The 16612-nt window shown below is 63.5% G+C and carries 17 protein-coding genes; 10 read left to right on the forward strand and 7 right to left on the reverse strand.

The genetic code is table 11. From position 1 onward, the window contains the following. Window positions 1-167 precede the first annotated feature (167 nt). From FHX14_RS32565 to FHX14_RS32575, 3 genes are all read right to left on the reverse strand, one after another. Window positions 168-578, reverse strand: coding sequence for a type II toxin-antitoxin system VapC family toxin (locus FHX14_RS32565; protein ID WP_184381219.1), 411 nt, complete (start codon window positions 576-578; stop codon window positions 168-170). Further along, complete coding sequence (gene vapB / locus FHX14_RS32570; RefSeq protein ID WP_184381221.1) at window positions 575-835, reverse strand: type II toxin-antitoxin system VapB family antitoxin; 261 nt, start codon at window positions 833-835, stop codon at window positions 575-577. Before vapB ends, FHX14_RS32565 begins: the two co-directional genes overlap by 4 nt. Window positions 836-998: 163 nt before the next feature. Beyond that, window positions 999-1454: an SgcJ/EcaC family oxidoreductase gene (locus FHX14_RS32575; protein ID WP_184381223.1), complete on the reverse strand. Its 456-nt coding sequence runs from the start codon at window positions 1452-1454 to the stop codon at window positions 999-1001. Window positions 1455-1640: 186 nt separating this feature from the next. Between FHX14_RS32575 and FHX14_RS32580 the strand changes: the two genes are divergently transcribed. The 4 genes from FHX14_RS32580 to FHX14_RS32595 all read left to right on the forward strand — a co-directional run bounded on the left by FHX14_RS32580 (window position 1641) and on the right by FHX14_RS32595 (window position 6033). Beyond that, a complete protein-coding gene (locus tag FHX14_RS32580; RefSeq protein WP_246713516.1) occupies window positions 1641-2780 on the forward strand; it encodes a sensor histidine kinase in 1140 nt (379 codons plus the stop codon). Next, the gene (locus tag FHX14_RS32585; protein WP_184381227.1) at window positions 2777-3439 is read left to right on the forward strand and encodes a response regulator transcription factor; all 663 of its coding nucleotides are present in this window, start codon (window positions 2777-2779) and stop codon (window positions 3437-3439) included. Before FHX14_RS32580 ends, FHX14_RS32585 begins: the two co-directional genes overlap by 4 nt. 8 nt (window positions 3440-3447) lie before the next feature. Then, window positions 3448-5388, forward strand: a complete 1941-nt coding sequence (locus FHX14_RS32590) for an ATP-binding protein (RefSeq protein ID WP_184381250.1) — start codon at window positions 3448-3450, stop codon at window positions 5386-5388. A gap of 156 nt (window positions 5389-5544) precedes the next feature. Then, entirely contained in the window at window positions 5545-6033 is a 489-nt protein-coding gene (locus FHX14_RS32595; protein ID WP_184381229.1) for a response regulator, read from the forward strand. 25 nt (window positions 6034-6058) lie between these two features. Here the strand turns inward: FHX14_RS32595 and FHX14_RS32600 are convergent, their stop codons facing one another. Further along, the gene (locus FHX14_RS32600) at window positions 6059-6520 is read right to left on the reverse strand and encodes a nuclear transport factor 2 family protein (protein ID WP_184381231.1); all 462 of its coding nucleotides are present in this window, start codon (window positions 6518-6520) and stop codon (window positions 6059-6061) included. 141 nt (window positions 6521-6661) lie between these two features. On the opposite strand from FHX14_RS32600, the gene FHX14_RS32605 reads away from it, so the two are divergent. Further along, window positions 6662-7021 carry a helix-turn-helix domain-containing protein gene (locus FHX14_RS32605; RefSeq protein ID WP_184381233.1) on the forward strand — a complete coding sequence of 120 codons (360 nt, stop codon included), beginning with the start codon at window positions 6662-6664 and terminating at the stop codon, window positions 7019-7021. A 12-nt stretch (window positions 7022-7033) separates the two neighbouring features. On the opposite strand, the gene FHX14_RS32610 is transcribed toward FHX14_RS32605, so the two are convergent. Then, window positions 7034-8002, reverse strand: coding sequence for a zinc-dependent alcohol dehydrogenase family protein (locus FHX14_RS32610; protein WP_184381235.1), 969 nt, complete (start codon window positions 8000-8002; stop codon window positions 7034-7036). 53 nt (window positions 8003-8055) lie between these two features. Here FHX14_RS32610 and FHX14_RS32615 point away from each other — a divergent pair, with 53 nt between their 5' ends. The 5 genes from FHX14_RS32615 to FHX14_RS32635 all read left to right on the forward strand — a co-directional run bounded on the left by FHX14_RS32615 (window position 8056) and on the right by FHX14_RS32635 (window position 13148). Further along, the gene (locus tag FHX14_RS32615) at window positions 8056-8466 is read left to right on the forward strand and encodes a thioesterase family protein (protein ID WP_097624256.1); all 411 of its coding nucleotides are present in this window, start codon (window positions 8056-8058) and stop codon (window positions 8464-8466) included. A gap of 28 nt (window positions 8467-8494) precedes the next feature. Then, window positions 8495-10018, forward strand: coding sequence for an AMP-binding protein (locus FHX14_RS32620; RefSeq protein WP_184381237.1), 1524 nt, complete (start codon window positions 8495-8497; stop codon window positions 10016-10018). Beyond that, a complete protein-coding gene (locus FHX14_RS32625; RefSeq protein WP_184381239.1) occupies window positions 9996-11189 on the forward strand; it encodes a thiolase family protein in 1194 nt (397 codons plus the stop codon). Before FHX14_RS32620 ends, FHX14_RS32625 begins: the two co-directional genes overlap by 23 nt. 766 nt (window positions 11190-11955) lie before the next feature. Continuing rightward, on the forward strand, window positions 11956-12720 hold the full coding sequence (locus tag FHX14_RS32630) for an SDR family oxidoreductase (protein WP_184381241.1): 765 nt from the start codon (window positions 11956-11958) through the stop codon (window positions 12718-12720). Window positions 12721-12731: 11 nt separating this feature from the next. Further along, window positions 12732-13148, forward strand: coding sequence for a cupin domain-containing protein (locus FHX14_RS32635; RefSeq protein WP_184381244.1), 417 nt, complete (start codon window positions 12732-12734; stop codon window positions 13146-13148). Window positions 13149-13200: 52 nt separating this feature from the next. Here the strand turns inward: FHX14_RS32635 and FHX14_RS32640 are convergent, their stop codons facing one another. Continuing rightward, entirely contained in the window at window positions 13201-14484 is a 1284-nt protein-coding gene (locus FHX14_RS32640; RefSeq protein WP_184381246.1) for a cystathionine gamma-synthase family protein, read from the reverse strand. An 86-nt stretch (window positions 14485-14570) separates the two neighbouring features. Continuing rightward, the gene (locus FHX14_RS32645) at window positions 14571-15650 is read right to left on the reverse strand and encodes a YihY/virulence factor BrkB family protein (RefSeq protein ID WP_184381248.1); all 1080 of its coding nucleotides are present in this window, start codon (window positions 15648-15650) and stop codon (window positions 14571-14573) included. Window positions 15651-16612 lie beyond the last annotated feature (962 nt).

The raw sequence follows: 16612 nt of genomic DNA on the forward strand, positions 1-16612 counted from the left end.
CCGCCATGCGAAAACTCATCATCATGATCAACACTATCCTCAAAAGACACACACCCTGGAGCGAGCCGCAACAACACGGTTGCTGAGGCGCGTAGGCCAAAGGCCGGAGCCTCGAAGGACACGCCGAGACGCCACTTCTTGCGTCGATCAGGGGAGGCTATCTTGGACTACCGCCCGACTGTCCAATCCTCGACGCGCAGACCGTCGACGCGCCGGAATTCTCCGACATTATTGGTGACGAGCACCAGATCCTGTGTCCTGGCCTGGGCGGCGATCAGAACATCATAGGGACCGATCGGCCGTCCCTTAGCCGCCAATGCCGCGCGGATATCTCCGGCGGTCAGCGCATCCTCGCGTTCGAAACCAATGACTGGGAAATCTGCCATGAACAGGCGCAGGGTTTCGAGATTGTAGGAAATTTTCGCGCTTTTATAGGCGCCGTAGTAGAGTTCATGCATGACGATGGTCGACAGTCCGATCGATCCCTCGTCGCTGTCCATCACGCGGCTCAAGAGCATGTCGGACTTCCGGCCGATCAAAGCGATCACCGCATTGGTGTCGATGAGATGCGTGATCACTTGAACAGGTCCTGGAGACCGGGCCGTTCCTGCTCCTCCGGCTGCTCACGTCCTTCCGCCATGAAATCGTCGCTAAGGCCGCGTTCCAGGGCGCTCTGCAACGACGCCCAGCGCACACGATGATCGGTCCGCGGACGCAGGATGACAGCATCGCCTTCGCGTGTCACCTCCACCTGGTCGACGTCGAAGCGGAACTCTTTGGGAAGCCGAACCGCTTGTGAATTGCCGGATTGGAATATGCGCGCGTATTGCGGCATAGGAGCCTCCGCGTTTTGTATATATCCTGCCGTATATACGTGACGCGGCGTGTTTTTACAAGATGGAGAAGGCGTGCCGTGCCGCCCCTCTCCTCCGTCCGTCAACAATCAGGAGACCCCGTGTGGGGTGAACACGGGATCTCCCTGCCGGATCTGTCGGACCTTACTTCTCCGGCATCATCGAGGAGTGGTGCGAGGTGATCAGCCAGTTCCCGTCCTTGAACTCGTAAGTGTAGGTATAGCGGGCGGGAACCTTCGAGCCGTCCTTCATGGTGAAGGTGTAGGTGCCGGTGTCGACGGCCCAGTTACAGCCGGTTTTGATGTCGCGGCTGTCGATGTGGCCCTTGGGCTCCTTCGCCAGGAAGTGCTCGAAATAATCGATGCGTTCGGCCTGGGTCAGGCGGGGCTTGTCGGAGAGCGTCGCCAGCAGGACGGAGTCCTCGCTGTAGTTCTTGGCGACTTCCTGGGGGCTCAGCGTCGCGAGCGAGGTGTTCCAGCGATCGAAAAGCTTTGCGACTTCCTCTTCGCTCACCGGGGCGCAGGTCGCCGTTTCGGCCGCCGCAGCGGACTGGACCTGGACGAAACCGAGGACGAGGGCGGCAGCAATGATCGTACGCATGTTTGACTTTCCTTTGTGGCGGTTCCGGCGGACATCGCATCGGTCAACCGCATGACCAATATCTAAGCGGCCGGTGCTCCGGCCCCATCTGCCGGGTGGCTCCGATTCGATCTGCCGAACGGCATAGATGACATTCCCAGCGGAATGACTATCGTGCCCGCGTCATTCATTTCAGGAGCAGTCCCCTTGGGCCTGGAGCATAACACGGATATGGCGCATTCGCCTGATGTCGCGGAGATGAGAGCCCTTTACAGGGCGGCCGAAGCCCGGGCGGCGCGGCTGCGTTTCATCATCGAGGTGCGCAACCTGCTCGATGCGCAAACATTCGAAACATCAGCCCCAGAGGTTCTGTCCCGGCTGGCCGATTTCGCCGGAGCGTCGTTTGCCAGGCTGGCCTTTCCGCCCTTGCTGGGGGAAGCGCCCGTGCAGTTGACTGTCGGGCAGTCGAGGAGCCCCGAAAGCGACAGCATCCTGTTTGCCTCCGAGGATAGTTCCGATCTCTCGCTGACGCTGATCGGGCCGTCGAGAGGGCGCGCCGTCGATGCCGACGACCGGAGGACCTTGGAGGTGGTGGCTGGGCAACTCGCCGATGCCTGCAATCTCGAACGGCAGGCGGCGGAGAAGCAGGCGCTGCTCGGCGATCTCGAACGCCAGCGCAGCGAACTTGCGGCGCTGGTCGCGCAGCTGATTCAGGCGCAGGAGCAGGAGCGGCAGCGGGTGGCGCTCGATCTGCATGACGGCTCGGCGCAGCTTGCCGCCGGCCTCAGCTATCGCCTGCAGGATCTGGCCGCCCGCCTCGGCGAGGCGCATGCGCTGAAACCGGAGATCGACCAGCTCGCGGCGCTTGCACGCCATTCCGTCGCCGATCTTCGCGCCGCAATCGCCGATCTCCGGCCGCCCGAGCTCGACGACCTCGGCGTCGCCGCCGCACTTCGGACCCGCCTCGATGCGATCGACGGCATGGAGGTGATCGCTGATCTCGATGCCGGCGCCGATCGCTGGCCGGCATCGGCGGGGATCATCTTCTACCGCGTCGCGCAGGAGGCGATCACCAATGTGATCAAGCATGCAGAGGCGCGCCGGCTCATCGTACGCCTCTTCGAGGACAAAGCGGGCAAAGCGCATCTCGAAGTCATCGACGATGGAAAGGGCATGGGCACGGTGCTAGAGCCTCGGGTTCAGGAGCGGGGAGCGCGGCTCGGCATCATCGGTATGCGCGAGCGGCTGGCGCTGCTCGGCGGCCGCATCGAGATTGGTGCCGGAGCTTCGGGCGGCACCTGTGTCCGCGCCGTCGCGCCCCTTCAGCAGGAGACGATATCGGCATGACCGCATCCATTCTTGTTGCCGACGACCATGACATCGCCCGCGCCGGGCTGATCGCCATGATCGGTGGCCAGGACGATTTCCATGTTGCCCTGGATGTGCGCGACGGCACGGAAGCGGTGGAGGCCTGCGCGAACCACAGGCCGGATCTGGCACTGCTCGACATCCGCATGCCGCGCATGGACGGCCTCGCGGCCACGCGGGAGATCCGGCGCGTGTCGCCCGGCACACGCGTCATGATCATCACCATGCATGACAGTCTCGATTATCTGGAGGCGGCGATCGATGCCGGCGCCACCGGCTATCTGCTGAAGGACGCGAGCCGGGATGACATTCTGCGCACCATCCGCCGCGTGCTCGCGGGCGACGCCTTTTTCGACGGGCCGCTCGTCGCAAGGCTGCTGCGGCGCGCCGCTACCAAGCCGCAGACCAGCAGCAGCGCCCTGGAGACGCTGACGGTGCGTGAGCGCGAGGTACTGACGAAAGTCGCCGAAGGCCTGACCAACAAGGAGATTGGGCGGGCGCTGAAGATCTCGCCCGGCACCGTAAAGATCCATGTCGAACGCATCATCGGCAAGCTGCGCGCGGGCGACCGGACCCAGGCCGCCGTCATGGCCGTGCGCGGCGGGCTCGTCGCAACCGTCGGGGAAGAGCAGCCATGACCGGGACAATGTCGGCAACTGCGGGCCGGCGGGCGCTGCGCTTCGCCGACCTTCCGCTGCGGGCGAAGGGCATCGTCATCATCATGGTGCCGCTGGCGCTGCTCTTGGCAGCCCTCGCCTCGGTCTCCGTCGCCGACAGGCAGAGCCGGATCGCCGAAGATCAAGTGCGGGTGACGCTGGAGATCCAGTCGGGCATTCAGGAGATCCACGCCTTGATCGCCGAGGCCGCGACGGCGATGCGGGGTTATCTCCTGACCGGCAGAACCGATTTTCTCGATCCCTTCAACCGGGCCGAGGACAGGCTGCCCGTGGTGCTCGACGAAGTCGGCCGCCGGCTGCGGGATGAAGAGCAGAAGAGCCGCCTTGAACGCATCCGCGCCTTGGTCGACGCCAAAGTCGATCGTCTGCAACTCCTGAAGCAGGCCGACATCCTGCGGGCCGGTGGGCGCGAGGATCTTGCAGCCAAGCTCATCGAAGGCAAGCAGGTCCTCGACGTGCTGCGACAGGAGATCGACGCGATGACCCTGCGTGAGGCCGATCTCCTCAATGCCAGAACACAGGCCGCCGACCGGGTTCGCACGCTGTCCCGCAGCCTGATGATATCAGCCGGCTTCCTCGGTTTTGCCGGCGCGCTCGTCGCCGTCTTCCTGTTTTCGGCAAGCATCGTGCGCCGCGTGCATGCGCTGAAAGCCCAGGCGCATCGCTTGTCGCAAGGCGAGGTCGTCACGGTCGCCGATCCCTTCCGTGATGAGCTCGGCAGCCTCGAACAGGCGCTCGAAGATGCGAGCGTCCTCTTAAAAAAGCGCGAGGCCGATCTGACCGAGAGCGAGGAACGCTTCCGCCAGCTGGTCGAGGGCGTCAGCGATTACGGCATCTTCGGGCTCGATCCGGACGGGCAGGTGGTGAGCTGGAATGCCGGCGCCGAACGGATCACCGGCTATGGCGCCGAGGAGATCGTCGGCCAGCATTTTTCCCGCTTCTATCCTGCGCAAAGCCGGGACATATTTCCGGCGGAGGAGCTTTCCAAGGCGGCCCGCGACGGACGCACCGAGGCGGAAGGCTGGCGCCTGCGCAAGGACGGCTCGCGCTTCTGGTCGCACGTCGTCGTCACCGCCCTCCATGATGAGACGGGCCGGTTGCGCGGCTTTTCCAAGATCACCCGCGACATTACCGAGCGCAAACAGTTCGAGGAAGCCCTGCTTGCCGCCCGCGAGGATGCAGTGCGCGCCAGCAACGCCAAGAGTGAGTTCCTCTCGCGCATGAGCCACGAACTGCGCACGCCGCTCAATGCCGTTCTCGGTTTCGCCCAGCTTCTGGAAATGGACGTGACCGATGCCGATTCCAGGGAGAGCGTTGCACAGATCCTGAGGGCCGGCCGGCATCTGCTCAGCCTGATCGACGAGGTCCTCGATATGGCCAGAATCGAGGCCGGCCGCATGGATCTCACCGTCGAGCCGCAGCCCGTCGCCGAGGTGATCAATGAAGCCGTATCGCTTGCAAAGCCGCTCTGCGGCAAGCAGCAGATCCGGATCGAGGTCGCCGCACCGGCCGAGCCGGGTCTGATGGTGCTCGCCGACCGGCGGCGTCTGCTGCAGGTGTTCCTGAACCTTCTCTCCAATGCGGTGAAATACAATCGCCCGCAGGGAAGTGTCACGGTCAGCCACCGCGTGCTCGATGACCGCATCCGCATCGAGGTCAGCGATACCGGCCCGGGCATTCCGGCCGACCGCGTCGCCCGGCTGTTCACCCCGTTCGACCGGCTGGGCGCCGAGCGGATCAGCCAGGAAGGCACCGGCCTCGGGCTTGCGCTGTCGAAACATCTGATCGACGCCATGGGCGGAACGCTTGGCTTCAGCAACCGGGAAGGCGGCGCGACGTTTCACGTCGATCTGCCGCGTGCGCCTGCGGCGATGCAGGAGGCCGGGACGCAGGACGTCGCGGTGCCGTAAGGCATCGTGAAAAGCTCTCCGTCGTCATGCTCGGCCTTGTGCGAGCATCTGACCACGATAATTGCTTGACAGGAAAACATTTATTTTCAGAAACTTAATTGGGCCGGCGTAGATCCTCGGCACAAGGCCGAGGATGACGTCGCGGGGTTTTGGTCCATGACAGTTTCCACCGATATCCTGCGCGCCTCGACGATCCTGATCGTCGATGACGAGCCCGCCAATGTTTCGCTGCTGGAGCGCATTCTCAAGCGCCAGGGCTTCACGGCGCTGATCAGCACCACCGAGCCGCGCGAGGCCTTGCGGCTTTTCCGCGAGCATCCGGTCGATCTCGTTCTCCTCGACCTGATGATGCCCGATCTCGACGGCTTCGCCCTGCTGGAAACCTTCGCAAGGCTCATTCCCGCTAACAGCTACTTGCCGATCCTGGTTCTGACTGCCGATGCGACCTTGCCGACGCGCAGGCGGGCTCTTTCGCTCGGCGCCAAGGATTTCCTGACGAAGCCCTTCGACGCGATCGAGGCTGTCTTACGGATCTTCAACCTGCTCGAAACCCGCATCCTGACGCTGGAGCTTGCCAAACACGGGCTGGCAACGCCGAAATCGGAACGACCATGGGCCGATTCCGCCGAGAATGGAGCCGGCTAGAAGCCGGCCCCATTCAGAACCCGGATCAGAACATGGTGTTTTTGTTGGCGGCTTCTTTCGGAACGGCCTGGATCACATCCCAGTGCTCGACGATCTTGCCGTCCTTGACGCGGAAAATATCGACGACCGCCTGGCCGCGGTCGTCGGCGCCGTTCGTCGCATGCACATGCAGCCAGACGAGATCGCCATCGGTGGAGCTGCGGACGATCTCCGCCTTCGACTGCGCATTGTCCTTGAAGAAGCCGGTGAAGAAAGACACGAAGGGCTTCTTGCCGTCGGGCACTTCCGGATTGTGCTGCCGGTACTCGTCGGCGACGACGGAGGCGGCGTCGATATCGTGTTTGTTGAAGAACCGGTCGTAGAACTCCACCACCAGCTTCCGGTTGGCTTCCTCGACCTTCAAATCCCGCGAGGCGGCAAAAGCGCCGGAAGGCATGGCGATGCCCGCCAAAATGGCGAGCGCGAAAAGCGATTTCCCGAATCTCATGCATCAAACTCCTTGGTATGAATCCACGATCTAGTCTAAAAAACAGACTATGAAACTTGGTCTAGGACACCGCGAAATGCCCAGCAAGAAGGCAGTTTTCAGTGCGAAGGTCAGCGGACGATGACCCATGAGGAAGAAGCCATGCCTGAGGAAAAGCCCGAGCCTGGCACGGGATGCCCGATCAGGGGCGTGCTCGATCGCATCGGCGATCAATGGAGCCTGCTGACGCTCGAGGCGCTGGAAACCGATAAGAAACGCTTCAACGCGCTGCTGCGCGAGATCGGCGACATTTCGAAACAGATGCTCTCCAAGACGCTGCGGCATCTGGAGCAGGACGGCTATATCAGGCGCACCGTCTATCCCGAGGTCCCGCCCCGCGTGGAATATGAGCTGACGGAGCTGGGCCGATCTTTCCTCATCCCGATGAAAGCCCTGGTCGGATGGGCCGACCAGAACCACCCGGAGATTATCCGCGCACGGCTCCGGCACGGAACCGTGTAGGGCGCCCGCCCGTCAGGCGAGCAGCACCTTGCCGCCCGCCCGGAAGGGAAGGGCGGAGCGTAGCGCATCGCCGATCTTTTCCAAGGGAAAGACTTCCCGCACCTCGGTCGCGATCACCTTCGCAGCGATTTGCGCCGCCACTTCGGAATAGGCGCGCTGGACCTCGCCCATGTCTTCGGAATGAACCCATTCCCGGAGATGGAAAAAGGAAAAGGTGATAGCGGGATGGGTGGCCCAGAAGGAATTCGGGATGCTTTGGCCCGAAAGCAGGCCGTAATGCACGAAATGCCCGCCGGGTTTGAGCGCGGCAGCGAGGATTAAGGCGCGCGCGCCGCCGACGCAGTCGAGCACGGCGTTCAGCCCATGCCGGCCGGCAAGCCCGTCGGCCAGATCGCCGTCCGCCCCATCGACGATGACGGTCTCGAGACGGCCGCTGAGGCGCGCGCGCGATTCCTCGCTGCGGACGATCGCCACCGGCTCGACGCCCGCGGCATTGGCAAGGCCGACCAGGATCGATCCGATCGAAGAGGCGGCGGCATTGACGGCGATGCGCATGCCGGGCCTCAGCCCGATCTTCTTGTGCAGCATCAGCCAGGCCGTCATCGGGTTGACGTAGCTGGTCGCCGCTTCGAAATCGGAGAGCCCGTCCGGAACACGAAGGCACCAGCTGGGATCGGTATCCTTGAATTCCTGCCATCCGCCGGCGCTGCGCACCGGCAGCACGCGGGTGCCGGACGTTAGCCCGTAAACGTCTTCACCGCAGGCCTCGACCACCCCGAAGGCTTCGAAGCCGGGGATGAAGGGCAGGGTCGTGCGCCCGGCATAGGCGCCTGAAATGGTGATGATATCGGAGGGATTGATCGACCGCGCGAGCAGCCGCACCCGGACCTGGTCGCGCCGCAGCACCGGCAATGCGGCCCGCTCGATCCCGACGACATCCTGAGCCGGGCCGAATTTTCGCACCACCGCCTGATATTGCATTGCATCCCCCAGACAACAGCGGTTAGAACAGCCCACCAATTTTCGGTGACCGCATGAGTGTTGACGACAGGCCTTTAGCATCCTTCCGGGTCTCGATGCGAGACATCGACATCTATGGTCATGTCCATAACTCGGTTTACCTCGACTATTGCGAGGATGCGGTCGTCGAGTTCCTGCGGCACCGGGAAATTCTCAGCCACTTCCGCCACACCTCCTCGGGTGTTGCCTATCACGTGAAGAAGGCGGAGATCACCTTTCACAACCCCATCGACGTCGACGACGTCGTCGAAGCCAAGGTGACGGTCGAGAAAATCGGGCGCACAAGCCTCTCCTTTGCGATCGAGCTCTTTCGCCAGCGCGATGGCGCCCATTGCGCCTCGGCCGGGTTCGTCTGGGTCTGCGTCGGCCTCTCCGACAGCCGCCCGACGCCGATCCCCGACGCCACCAGGGCCGCTTTGGGCTGACGGCCGATCTTCAAACCAGCGGGTGTCCATGCCGATTCATGCAGAGCTTCTTCGACATGCAACGGAAAAGCCGGATAAGCCGGCCCTGGCGATCGACGGCCGCTCGCTGAGCTACGGCGAACTCCATTTGCGCGCCAAGGCGATTTACCGTTTTCTCCGGGAGTTGCCGCGCTCGCCCCGCCGCAGGCTCGATCTGCCCGGCGTGGAGAAGCTTGCGGCCCTCAGCCTCGGCAACCATATTGGCTTCGCCGAATATTTCATCGCCGCCACCGCCGCGCCGCATGCCTGCGCGGTGATCGACCCGATGATGCCGCCTGAGAGAATCGAGCGCATCATCGAGCGGCTGGCGCCCGACGTGCTTGTCGTCGACGACGATAGAGGCCCAAGCGCCGAGATCGGCCGCAGGCTCGGTATCTCAGTCATCACCGCCGGAGCCGAGCCCTTCGATCTCGCCGAGACGGAAGGCGAGCTGTCTGATGATGCCGAGGGCATTTTCCTGATCGGCTTTACCTCGGGCACCACCGCCGAGCCGAAAGCCTATTATCGCTCGCGCGAGCAATGGCGCCGTAGCCTCGATCGTGGCCGCATGGTTTTCGAACTCGAAGACGCCCCGTCCACAATGTGCCCCGGCGCCCTGGCGCATGGCCTCGCACTTTACGCCATGGTCGAAGCCTTGGATGCCGGCAGCACCTTCCATTCGGTGAGGAAATGGGATGCCGCTGCCGTCGCACGCATCCTCTCCGCCGAAGCGATCGTACGGCTGGTCGCCGTGCCCACCCATATAGCAGGCATTGCCAGAACCTGGGCCGCCGAGCCGGCGCTGACCTCCCTGCGCGACGTCCTGACCGCCGGCGCGAAACTGGACGTGAACGGCGTTGAAGCCATGCGCCGTCTTTTTCCGAAAGCACGCATCCGCGAATATTACGGCGCATCCGAAATCGGCTTCATGACCGTCTCCACCCTCGTCGGCGGCGCTATCGATTTTCCGATCGACCGGGTGGGCCAGGCCTATCCCGGCGTCGAGATTTCCATTCGCGACCCCGATGGAAACGATGTCGGCACCGATGTGCCGGGCACCATCTTCGTCAGGAGCGACCTGATCGCCGACGGCTATCTCTGGGGCGACGACGGCCAGGCGTTCCGGGTCACTCCGGCGGGCGCGACCGTCGGCGATCTCGGCGAACTCGATGGAAACGGCATGCTGCGGGTGATCGGCCGGGCAGGCGGCATGATGATATCGGGCGGCAACAACGTCTATCCCGCCGAAATCGAGAGCGCGCTGAAAGCCTGTCCCGGCATCGAAGAGGCCGTCGTCTTCGGCCTGCCGGATGCCTATTATGGCCAGCGGATCGTGGCGGTCGTCTCGGGAGAGACGCCTGAGGTAAAAATGCTGGCCGACCATTGCGCGCGACAGCTCGCCAGGTTCAAGATCCCCCGGCAATTCTACCATATCGCCTCCTGGCCGATGACGAGCAGCGGCAAAATTTCCAGGGGGCAGGTGGAAGCCGCGGTCATTTCGGGAGACGGTCTTGTCCTACGCCTATCAGCCTGACGAGGATTGGCAGCCGGTCGTGGTTGCCGCTTACCGCACGCCGATCGGCCGGGCCTTCGGCTCGCTTGCGACGGTTGCAGCCGAAGACCTGCTTGTGCCGATCATCCGCCGGATCGTTGCCGAGACCGGCATTGCGCCCGAAGCCATAGACGATGTGCTGGTCGGCAATGCCGCCGGCGGCGGCGGCAATATCGGCCGGCTGGCGGCACTCACCGCCGGCCTGCCGGTGTCGGTTCCCGGTGTGGCCGTCGACCGGCAATGCGGTTCGGGCCTGGAAGCGATCATCATGGCCGCCCGCCTGATCCAGGCGAAAGCCGGCGCCTGTTTTCTCGCCGGCGGCGTCGAGAGCATCAGCACCGCGCCATGGCGGGTCGAACGGCCGAAAGCCAACGGGGCGCTGCCGCGCTTCTACGGTCGCGCCCGTTTTTCCCCCGAAGCGGTCGGCGATCCCGAGATGGGCATTGCCGCCGAAAACGTCGCCCGTCAATTCGCCATCACACGCCAGAGACAGGACGAATTCGCGCTCCGCAGCCACCGCCTCGCCGTCGCGGCCGCCGAGGCAGGCCTCTTCCGGCCGGAGATCGTCGGCATCTCCACCACCCACGGACTGGTCGACCGCGACGAATGCCCGCGCCCCTCCACATCGCTCGAGGCGCTCGCAAATCTCCGGCCGGTCTTTCTCCGCGGCGGTTCGGTGACCGCAGGCAATGCCTGCCCGCTGAATGACGGCGCCTGCGTCGTACTGGTCATGAGCCGTGGAATGGCGAAAAGCCTCGGCATCGGCAAGGGCCTCGCCTTCATCGACAGCGCTGCGGCCGGCGTCGATCCCAACCTGCTCGGCATCGGCCCCGTCGCCTCGACCAGGAAGCTACTGCAGCGTCAGCCCGGGCTCTCGCTCGCCGGCATCGATGCCATCGAATTCAACGAGGCTTTCGCCGCCCAGGTTCTGGCATCGCTCGATCAGCTCGATATCCCCACTGATGCGGTCAACAGCAATGGCGGCGCCATTGCGCTTGGCCATCCCTTCGGCGCATCAGGCGCAATTCTCGTTACCCGGCTATATACCCAGCTGATCCGCGAGGAGGCGGTGGGGGCGACCGGTCTGGCCATGATCGGCATCGCGGGCGGCCTCGGGTTGACGGCGCTATTCGAGGCGGTCAGGCTATCCTGAGATAGGATCGCTCCAAAAAACGGGGAGAGGGACGTGCCCCGCGAGAGAGATTTGCGGGACGGAGAGGGTACAGCTTCGTCCGGCGACTTTAGCCCCACCCTCCGTCATGCTCGGCCTTGAGCCGAGCATCCACACCGCATCCGCCGGCAGCCGTGGCATGGGTCCTCGGCTCAAGGCCGAGGACGACGGAGAGTGGGGTTGGCTTTTGGCCAAACTCGGTCTGACCTGGTCAGCCACATCGGCAACGACCTGAGGCCGCTGCGTGAGGAGTGGGAGCGGTAGGGTCGGACCTGACGGTAAGTCTCCGACAAGGTGAGCAATCTCCGGCGACTTTAGCCCCACCCTCCGTCCTGCTCGGCCTTGAGCCGAGCATCCATGCGGCATCCACCGGCAGCCGTGGCATGGGTCCTCGGCTCAAGGCCGAGGACGACGGAGAGTGGGGTTGGCTTTTCGCCAAACTCCGCTGGACCTATCCAGCCTCCCCCTCCGTCCCTTGCAACGCCTGACGACGCAGGTCTCCGGCCCGAACGGCCCGATCGTAGGGCGAGCCGCCCTACTGCCTTGGCATAGGACGACAGCGACCGAGGGAGAATGGTTCGGGCTGACGATCCGGCGCATTCTCCTGTCCATCGGCTGCGGCCGGCCACGCCGGAATTTTCGCGTGGCGTCCCCATACCGATGAAGTCGCCTGCCTCATCGAGGCGGCGATTTCGGCAGCCACCTCAGGTCAACAGAGGAAATCCTCGCTAGGACAAGGAGACTACCCATGAAGATCGTCATTATCGGCGGCACCGGGCTTATCGGCTCGAAGACCGTGGAAAGATTGCGCAGCAAGGGGCACGAGGTGCTGGCGGCGTCGCCGAATTCCGGCGTCGACACGATCACCGGCAAGGGGCTGGCCGAAGCGCTGGCCGGCGCCGAGGTGGTGCTCGACCTCGCCAACTCGCCCTCCTTCGAGGACAAGGCCGTCCTGGAATTCTTCCAGACATCGGGCCGCAATCTGCTGAAGGCAGCGGCCGCCGCCGGCGTAAAACATCATATCGCGCTGTCGATCGTCGGCATGGAGCGGCTGCAGGGCAGCGGCTATATGCGCGCCAAGATGGCCCAGGAACAGCTGATCAAAGCTTCCGGCATCCCCTACACCATCGTCCATTCCACACAGTTCCACGAGTTCATGGCCGGCATCGCCCAGTCCGGCACATCAGGCCAGATGGTGCATCTGTCGCCGGCCTATGTGCAGCCGATCGCATCGGACGATGTCGCCGACGTCATGGCCGAGGTGGCGCTCGCAGCACCCGTGAACGGCACGATCGAGATCGGCGGCCCGGAGAAAATCCGCCTCACCGACATCGTCACACACCTCCTGAAAGCGACGAACGATCCGCGCCAGGTGATGGCGGATCCTCACGCCCGCTATTTCGGCGTCGAGCTCGAGGATAACTCGCTGGTAACCGGCACCGGCGCGCGGCTCGGCCGGATCCGCTTCGACGATTGGCTGAGCCGGCAGCCGGCGCAGAAAAAGAGCGCTTGAGGAGACCAGATATGTTCAGAAAGATTATTTCAGCGACCGCCTTCGCCGTTGCCCTCGCAGCCGGAGCGCAGGCTTTCGCCGCATCAGGCGGCAAAGCCAAGGTAACCCTCGTCTATGACCACGAGCTTCCCAATGTTCCCGGCAAGAGCATCAAGGCCGTGCTCGTCGAATATAAGCCCGGCGGCACATCGCCGGGCCACACCCACCCGAAATCCGCCTTCATCTATGCCACCGTTCTGGAGGGCTCGATCAAAAGCCAGGTCAATGACGGCCCGGTGAAGATTTACAAGGCCGGCGAAAGCTTTCCCGAATTCCCCGGCGATCACCACAGTGTCAGCGCCAACGGCAGCAAGACCGCGCCGGCGAAACTGCTTGCGGTCTTCGTGGTGAACTCGGACGAGAAGGAACTGACGACCGACGACAAGTGACGTCACCCACGATGCCCGGCGCCGCCGGGCATCGATATTTCCTGGATCGACTTCAGGCCGCCTGCAGCGCCATCTCCAGGTCGGCGATCAGATCGTCCGGATGCTCGATGCCGATCGACAGGCGGATCGTCGATTCCAGCACGCCGATGCGCTGGCGCACATCGGCGGGCACGCCGGAATGCGTCATGGCGGCCGGATGGCTCGCCAGCGATTCCGTGCCGCCGAGGCTGACCGCAAGCTTGAAGACCTGCAACGCATTCAGGAATTTGAAGGAGGCCGGCTGGCCGCCGCGAATGTCGAAGGAGAAGGTGGAGCCGGCGCCGGTGCATTGCGCGGCGAAGGTCCGGCCGGCCGGCGAATCCGGATCGTGATAGGGCAGGTAGTGAACCTTCTCCACCTTCGGATGATCGCGCAGGAAATCGGCGACGGCCCGCGCATTGCTGTTGGCCCGCTCCATGCGCAGCTGCAGCGTTTCCAGCGAGCGGCCGAGCATCCAGCAGGAATGCGGATCGAGCTGCGTGCCGATCGCGCCGCGCAGCGCCTTGACCTGCTTGATGACAGCCTTGCGGCCGAGAACGGCGCCGGCGATCAGGTCGGAATGGCCGCCGACATATTTGGTCAGCGAATAGAGCGAGATATCGGCGCCGTGTTCGATCGGCCGCTGGAAAACCGGGCCGAGCAGGGTATTGTCGCAGACAATGATCGGCGTATGCCCCTGCTTGGCGCCGATCGCGTCGGCGACGCGCCGGATCATCGCGACATCGACCAGGCTGTTGGTCGGGTTGGCCGGCGTTTCGATCAGGATGACGGAAACGCGGCCCTTGGCCATCGCCTCCTCAGCCGCCTTCTGCACCGATCCCTCGCTGACGCCATCGGCAAAGCCGACCGCGGCGACGCCGAAGTTGAGGAAGGTCTTGGCCAGCAGGGTTTCCGTGCCGCCATAAAGCGGCTGCGAATGCAGGATCGCATCGCCCGGCCGGACGAAGGCGAACAAGGTCGTGGCGATCGCCGACATGCCTGAAGAAAACAGCGCGCCGCTTTCCGTTCGCTCGTAGACGGCGAGCCTGTCCTCGACGATCTCGCTATTGGGATGGTTGAAGCGCGAATAGACGAGACCGGCGCCTTTTCCCGCCGGCGGCTCGCGGCGGCCCGAGACGTAATCGAAGAAGTCGCGGCCATCCTCGGCCGAATTGAAGACGAAGGTGGAGGTGAGGAATACCGGCGGCTTGACCGCCCCTTCCGAGAGTTCGGGATCGTAGCCGTAATTCAGCATCTGCGTTTCGGGATGCAGTGCATGATTGCCAATATGGGTTTTGGAAGGATGCGGGGCCGTCATGATCGTCTCCTCTGTCGGGATTGCCCAAAAACAAATTACATCAAATCCGCGTCTGAGGCGCAGTCATCGATGATGCTCCTCAATGATCAGTTGATGGCCTCGCCCAAAGTGTCTGCAACATAGGCGCCGCGCGCGCCCATCGGCAGCGGCGGGCCCGTCGTCGTGTCCCTGGCGGTCTGATGCTCCAGTTCGGCGTTGAGTTCTGCGCCGATGACGAGAATGACGACGGAAAGCCAGATCCAGATGAGGAAGCCGATCAGCGCACCGAGCGTGCCGTAGGTCGCGTTATAATTGGCGAAATGATCGAGATAGAAGGAGAAGCCGAGCGACATCGCCGCCCAGGCGACCGTCGTCAGAGCCGCGCCCCACGTCATCCACCGGAGCTTGGCAGGCTCCCGGCTGGGGCCGAAGCGGTAGACCGAGGTGACCGCAACCGCGACAACAAGCAGAAGCAGCGGCCATCGCAGGAGAAGCGCCATGTGCTCCTTGAACTGATCGAGCCAGAGATAGGAGAGGACAACCGGCATGACTCCGACAAGCGCCACCATGACCACCGTCAGAAGCATCGCGCTCAAGGTGAAGCAGAGGCCGACGAGGTTCAGCTGGATAAGACCGCGTTTTTCATTCTCCTCATAGGCCACATTCATCGCATCGAAGATCGCCAGCGTGCCGCTATGCGTGCTCCACAGCGCAATGCCGAGACCGACGAAAAAGGTGATGCCGAGCGCACTGTCGCGCTTGCTGACGAGTTCCTTGATCTGATCGGCCAGAAGGTCGAAGGCCCCCGGCGGCAACAGACCGGCCAGTTCGCGAAGATGCTCCGATATGGTGACCGGGTCGGCGACCAGCCCGTAGAGAGACACCAAAGCCGCCATGGCGGGAAACAGCGCCAGCAGCAGATAGAAGGTCACACCCGCGGCAATGAGTGTCACCCGGTCGTTCAGGACTTCGTGGTAAACCCGCCAGAACACATCGCGAAGACCGCTGAGCGGAATAGCCTCGGGCGTGGCGGCGCTGCGGCCATGATCGTCAACCGCGCGGCCGGGCTCCGCCGACGGGGCCGGCGCACCGCCCTGCTTCGCCTGCAACAACATAAATGCGCCGAGCGCCGCTGCCATCATCGCAGCGGCGATGGACAATCTCTTGAGCGGGAGCGCATCTGCCATTACCCTATCCTCTGATTTGCTGCGTGGATAACGCCGGGTGCCGCAAAAGGATGCAAGCCGTTGCTTTCTTGTGGAGATTCGAAGCGCAGGGGAGGGGAGGCCGCGGCAACAAGGGCTGCGCGGGGCAGAAGCCCCAGATCATAATACCCTGATTTTACTGGATAAATTATTCGATACGGAAACGAAACCCGACTTTAGTTTCATCACTGCAGGTTAGGCCATATCCGCACGCGACCGCCGACGCGGCGATTTTGAGGCCACTAGGAGAGCAAATTCGGCACCACGCATCTCGGAAAGCCCGATTTGGACCCGAATTTCGTCCGGCACCATCAGCTCGAACGCTGAACATCAAGCGCGCTCCGCCTCCCCTCATCAATAGCGCCGCCGGACATAACCGGCAATAGCCGCTCGCGTTGTCCACGGCAAACATCGCCCTTGGGGTATCGACGATGCCGCGCCGGCATCCCATGAGAGCCTCATCCTGAGGTGCCCCGCAAGGGCCTCGAAGGACGGGGCGGGTGCGCCAACCGAATGAACGCAGGGAGCAGCGTTGGAGCACTAGAGGCTCCAGCCTTCGGCTTCCGCACCTTAGGATAAGGCCCGTTGGAGGTACCGCGCATCGTGCCCCGAGAAGCCTCATCCTGAGGTGCCCCGCAGGGGCCTCGAAGGACGGGGCGGGCGCGACAACACCGAGTGAATGCAAGAGGCAGCGTTAGAGCGCGTCCTTCGAGGCTCCGGCCTTCAGCCTGCGCGCCTCAGGATGAGGACCCTTGGAGGGTGCCGCGCCAACACTCCCCGAGAAGCCTCATCCTTGTACGTTGCCGTTGCTGTATAATGCGGCTGTGCGGCGGGGATGCGTGTCATCCCAGGGTTTTGAACTCGCGCCTCAGCGAGCATCTCCGTCGCCATGTCTTCGCTCGAACGGTTGGTTGGGCCTTGAGCCCGCGTTGCAAGGAGGAGCA

Origin of the sequence: Rhizobium sp. BK619 (assembly GCF_014195245.1) — a bacterium.
Classification (GTDB): domain Bacteria; phylum Pseudomonadota; class Alphaproteobacteria; order Rhizobiales; family Rhizobiaceae; genus Rhizobium; species Rhizobium acidisoli.

What these genes read in the sequence shown, in the direction of transcription:
- vapB (WP_184381221.1), bottom strand. Translation starts at nt 835, where the DNA reads ATGCCGCAATACGCGCGCATATTCCAATCCGGCAATTCACAAGCGGTT.
- FHX14_RS32575 (WP_184381223.1), bottom strand. Translation starts at nt 1,454, where the DNA reads ATGCGTACGATCATTGCTGCCGCCCTCGTCCTCGGTTTCGTCCAGGTC.
- FHX14_RS32585 (WP_184381227.1), top strand. Translation starts at nt 2,777, where the DNA reads ATGACCGCATCCATTCTTGTTGCCGACGACCATGACATCGCCCGCGCC.
- FHX14_RS32590 (WP_184381250.1), top strand. Translation starts at nt 3,448, where the DNA reads ATGTCGGCAACTGCGGGCCGGCGGGCGCTGCGCTTCGCCGACCTTCCG.
- FHX14_RS32595 (WP_184381229.1), top strand. Translation starts at nt 5,545, where the DNA reads ATGACAGTTTCCACCGATATCCTGCGCGCCTCGACGATCCTGATCGTC.
- FHX14_RS32600 (WP_184381231.1), bottom strand. Translation starts at nt 6,520, where the DNA reads ATGAGATTCGGGAAATCGCTTTTCGCGCTCGCCATTTTGGCGGGCATC.
- FHX14_RS32605 (WP_184381233.1), top strand. Translation starts at nt 6,662, where the DNA reads ATGCCTGAGGAAAAGCCCGAGCCTGGCACGGGATGCCCGATCAGGGGC.
- FHX14_RS32610 (WP_184381235.1), bottom strand. Translation starts at nt 8,002, where the DNA reads ATGCAATATCAGGCGGTGGTGCGAAAATTCGGCCCGGCTCAGGATGTC.
- FHX14_RS32615 (WP_097624256.1), top strand. Translation starts at nt 8,056, where the DNA reads ATGAGTGTTGACGACAGGCCTTTAGCATCCTTCCGGGTCTCGATGCGA.
- FHX14_RS32620 (WP_184381237.1), top strand. Translation starts at nt 8,495, where the DNA reads ATGCCGATTCATGCAGAGCTTCTTCGACATGCAACGGAAAAGCCGGAT.
- FHX14_RS32630 (WP_184381241.1), top strand. Translation starts at nt 11,956, where the DNA reads ATGAAGATCGTCATTATCGGCGGCACCGGGCTTATCGGCTCGAAGACC.
- FHX14_RS32635 (WP_184381244.1), top strand. Translation starts at nt 12,732, where the DNA reads ATGTTCAGAAAGATTATTTCAGCGACCGCCTTCGCCGTTGCCCTCGCA.
- FHX14_RS32640 (WP_184381246.1), bottom strand. Translation starts at nt 14,484, where the DNA reads ATGACGGCCCCGCATCCTTCCAAAACCCATATTGGCAATCATGCACTG.
- FHX14_RS32645 (WP_184381248.1), bottom strand. Translation starts at nt 15,650, where the DNA reads ATGGCAGATGCGCTCCCGCTCAAGAGATTGTCCATCGCCGCTGCGATG.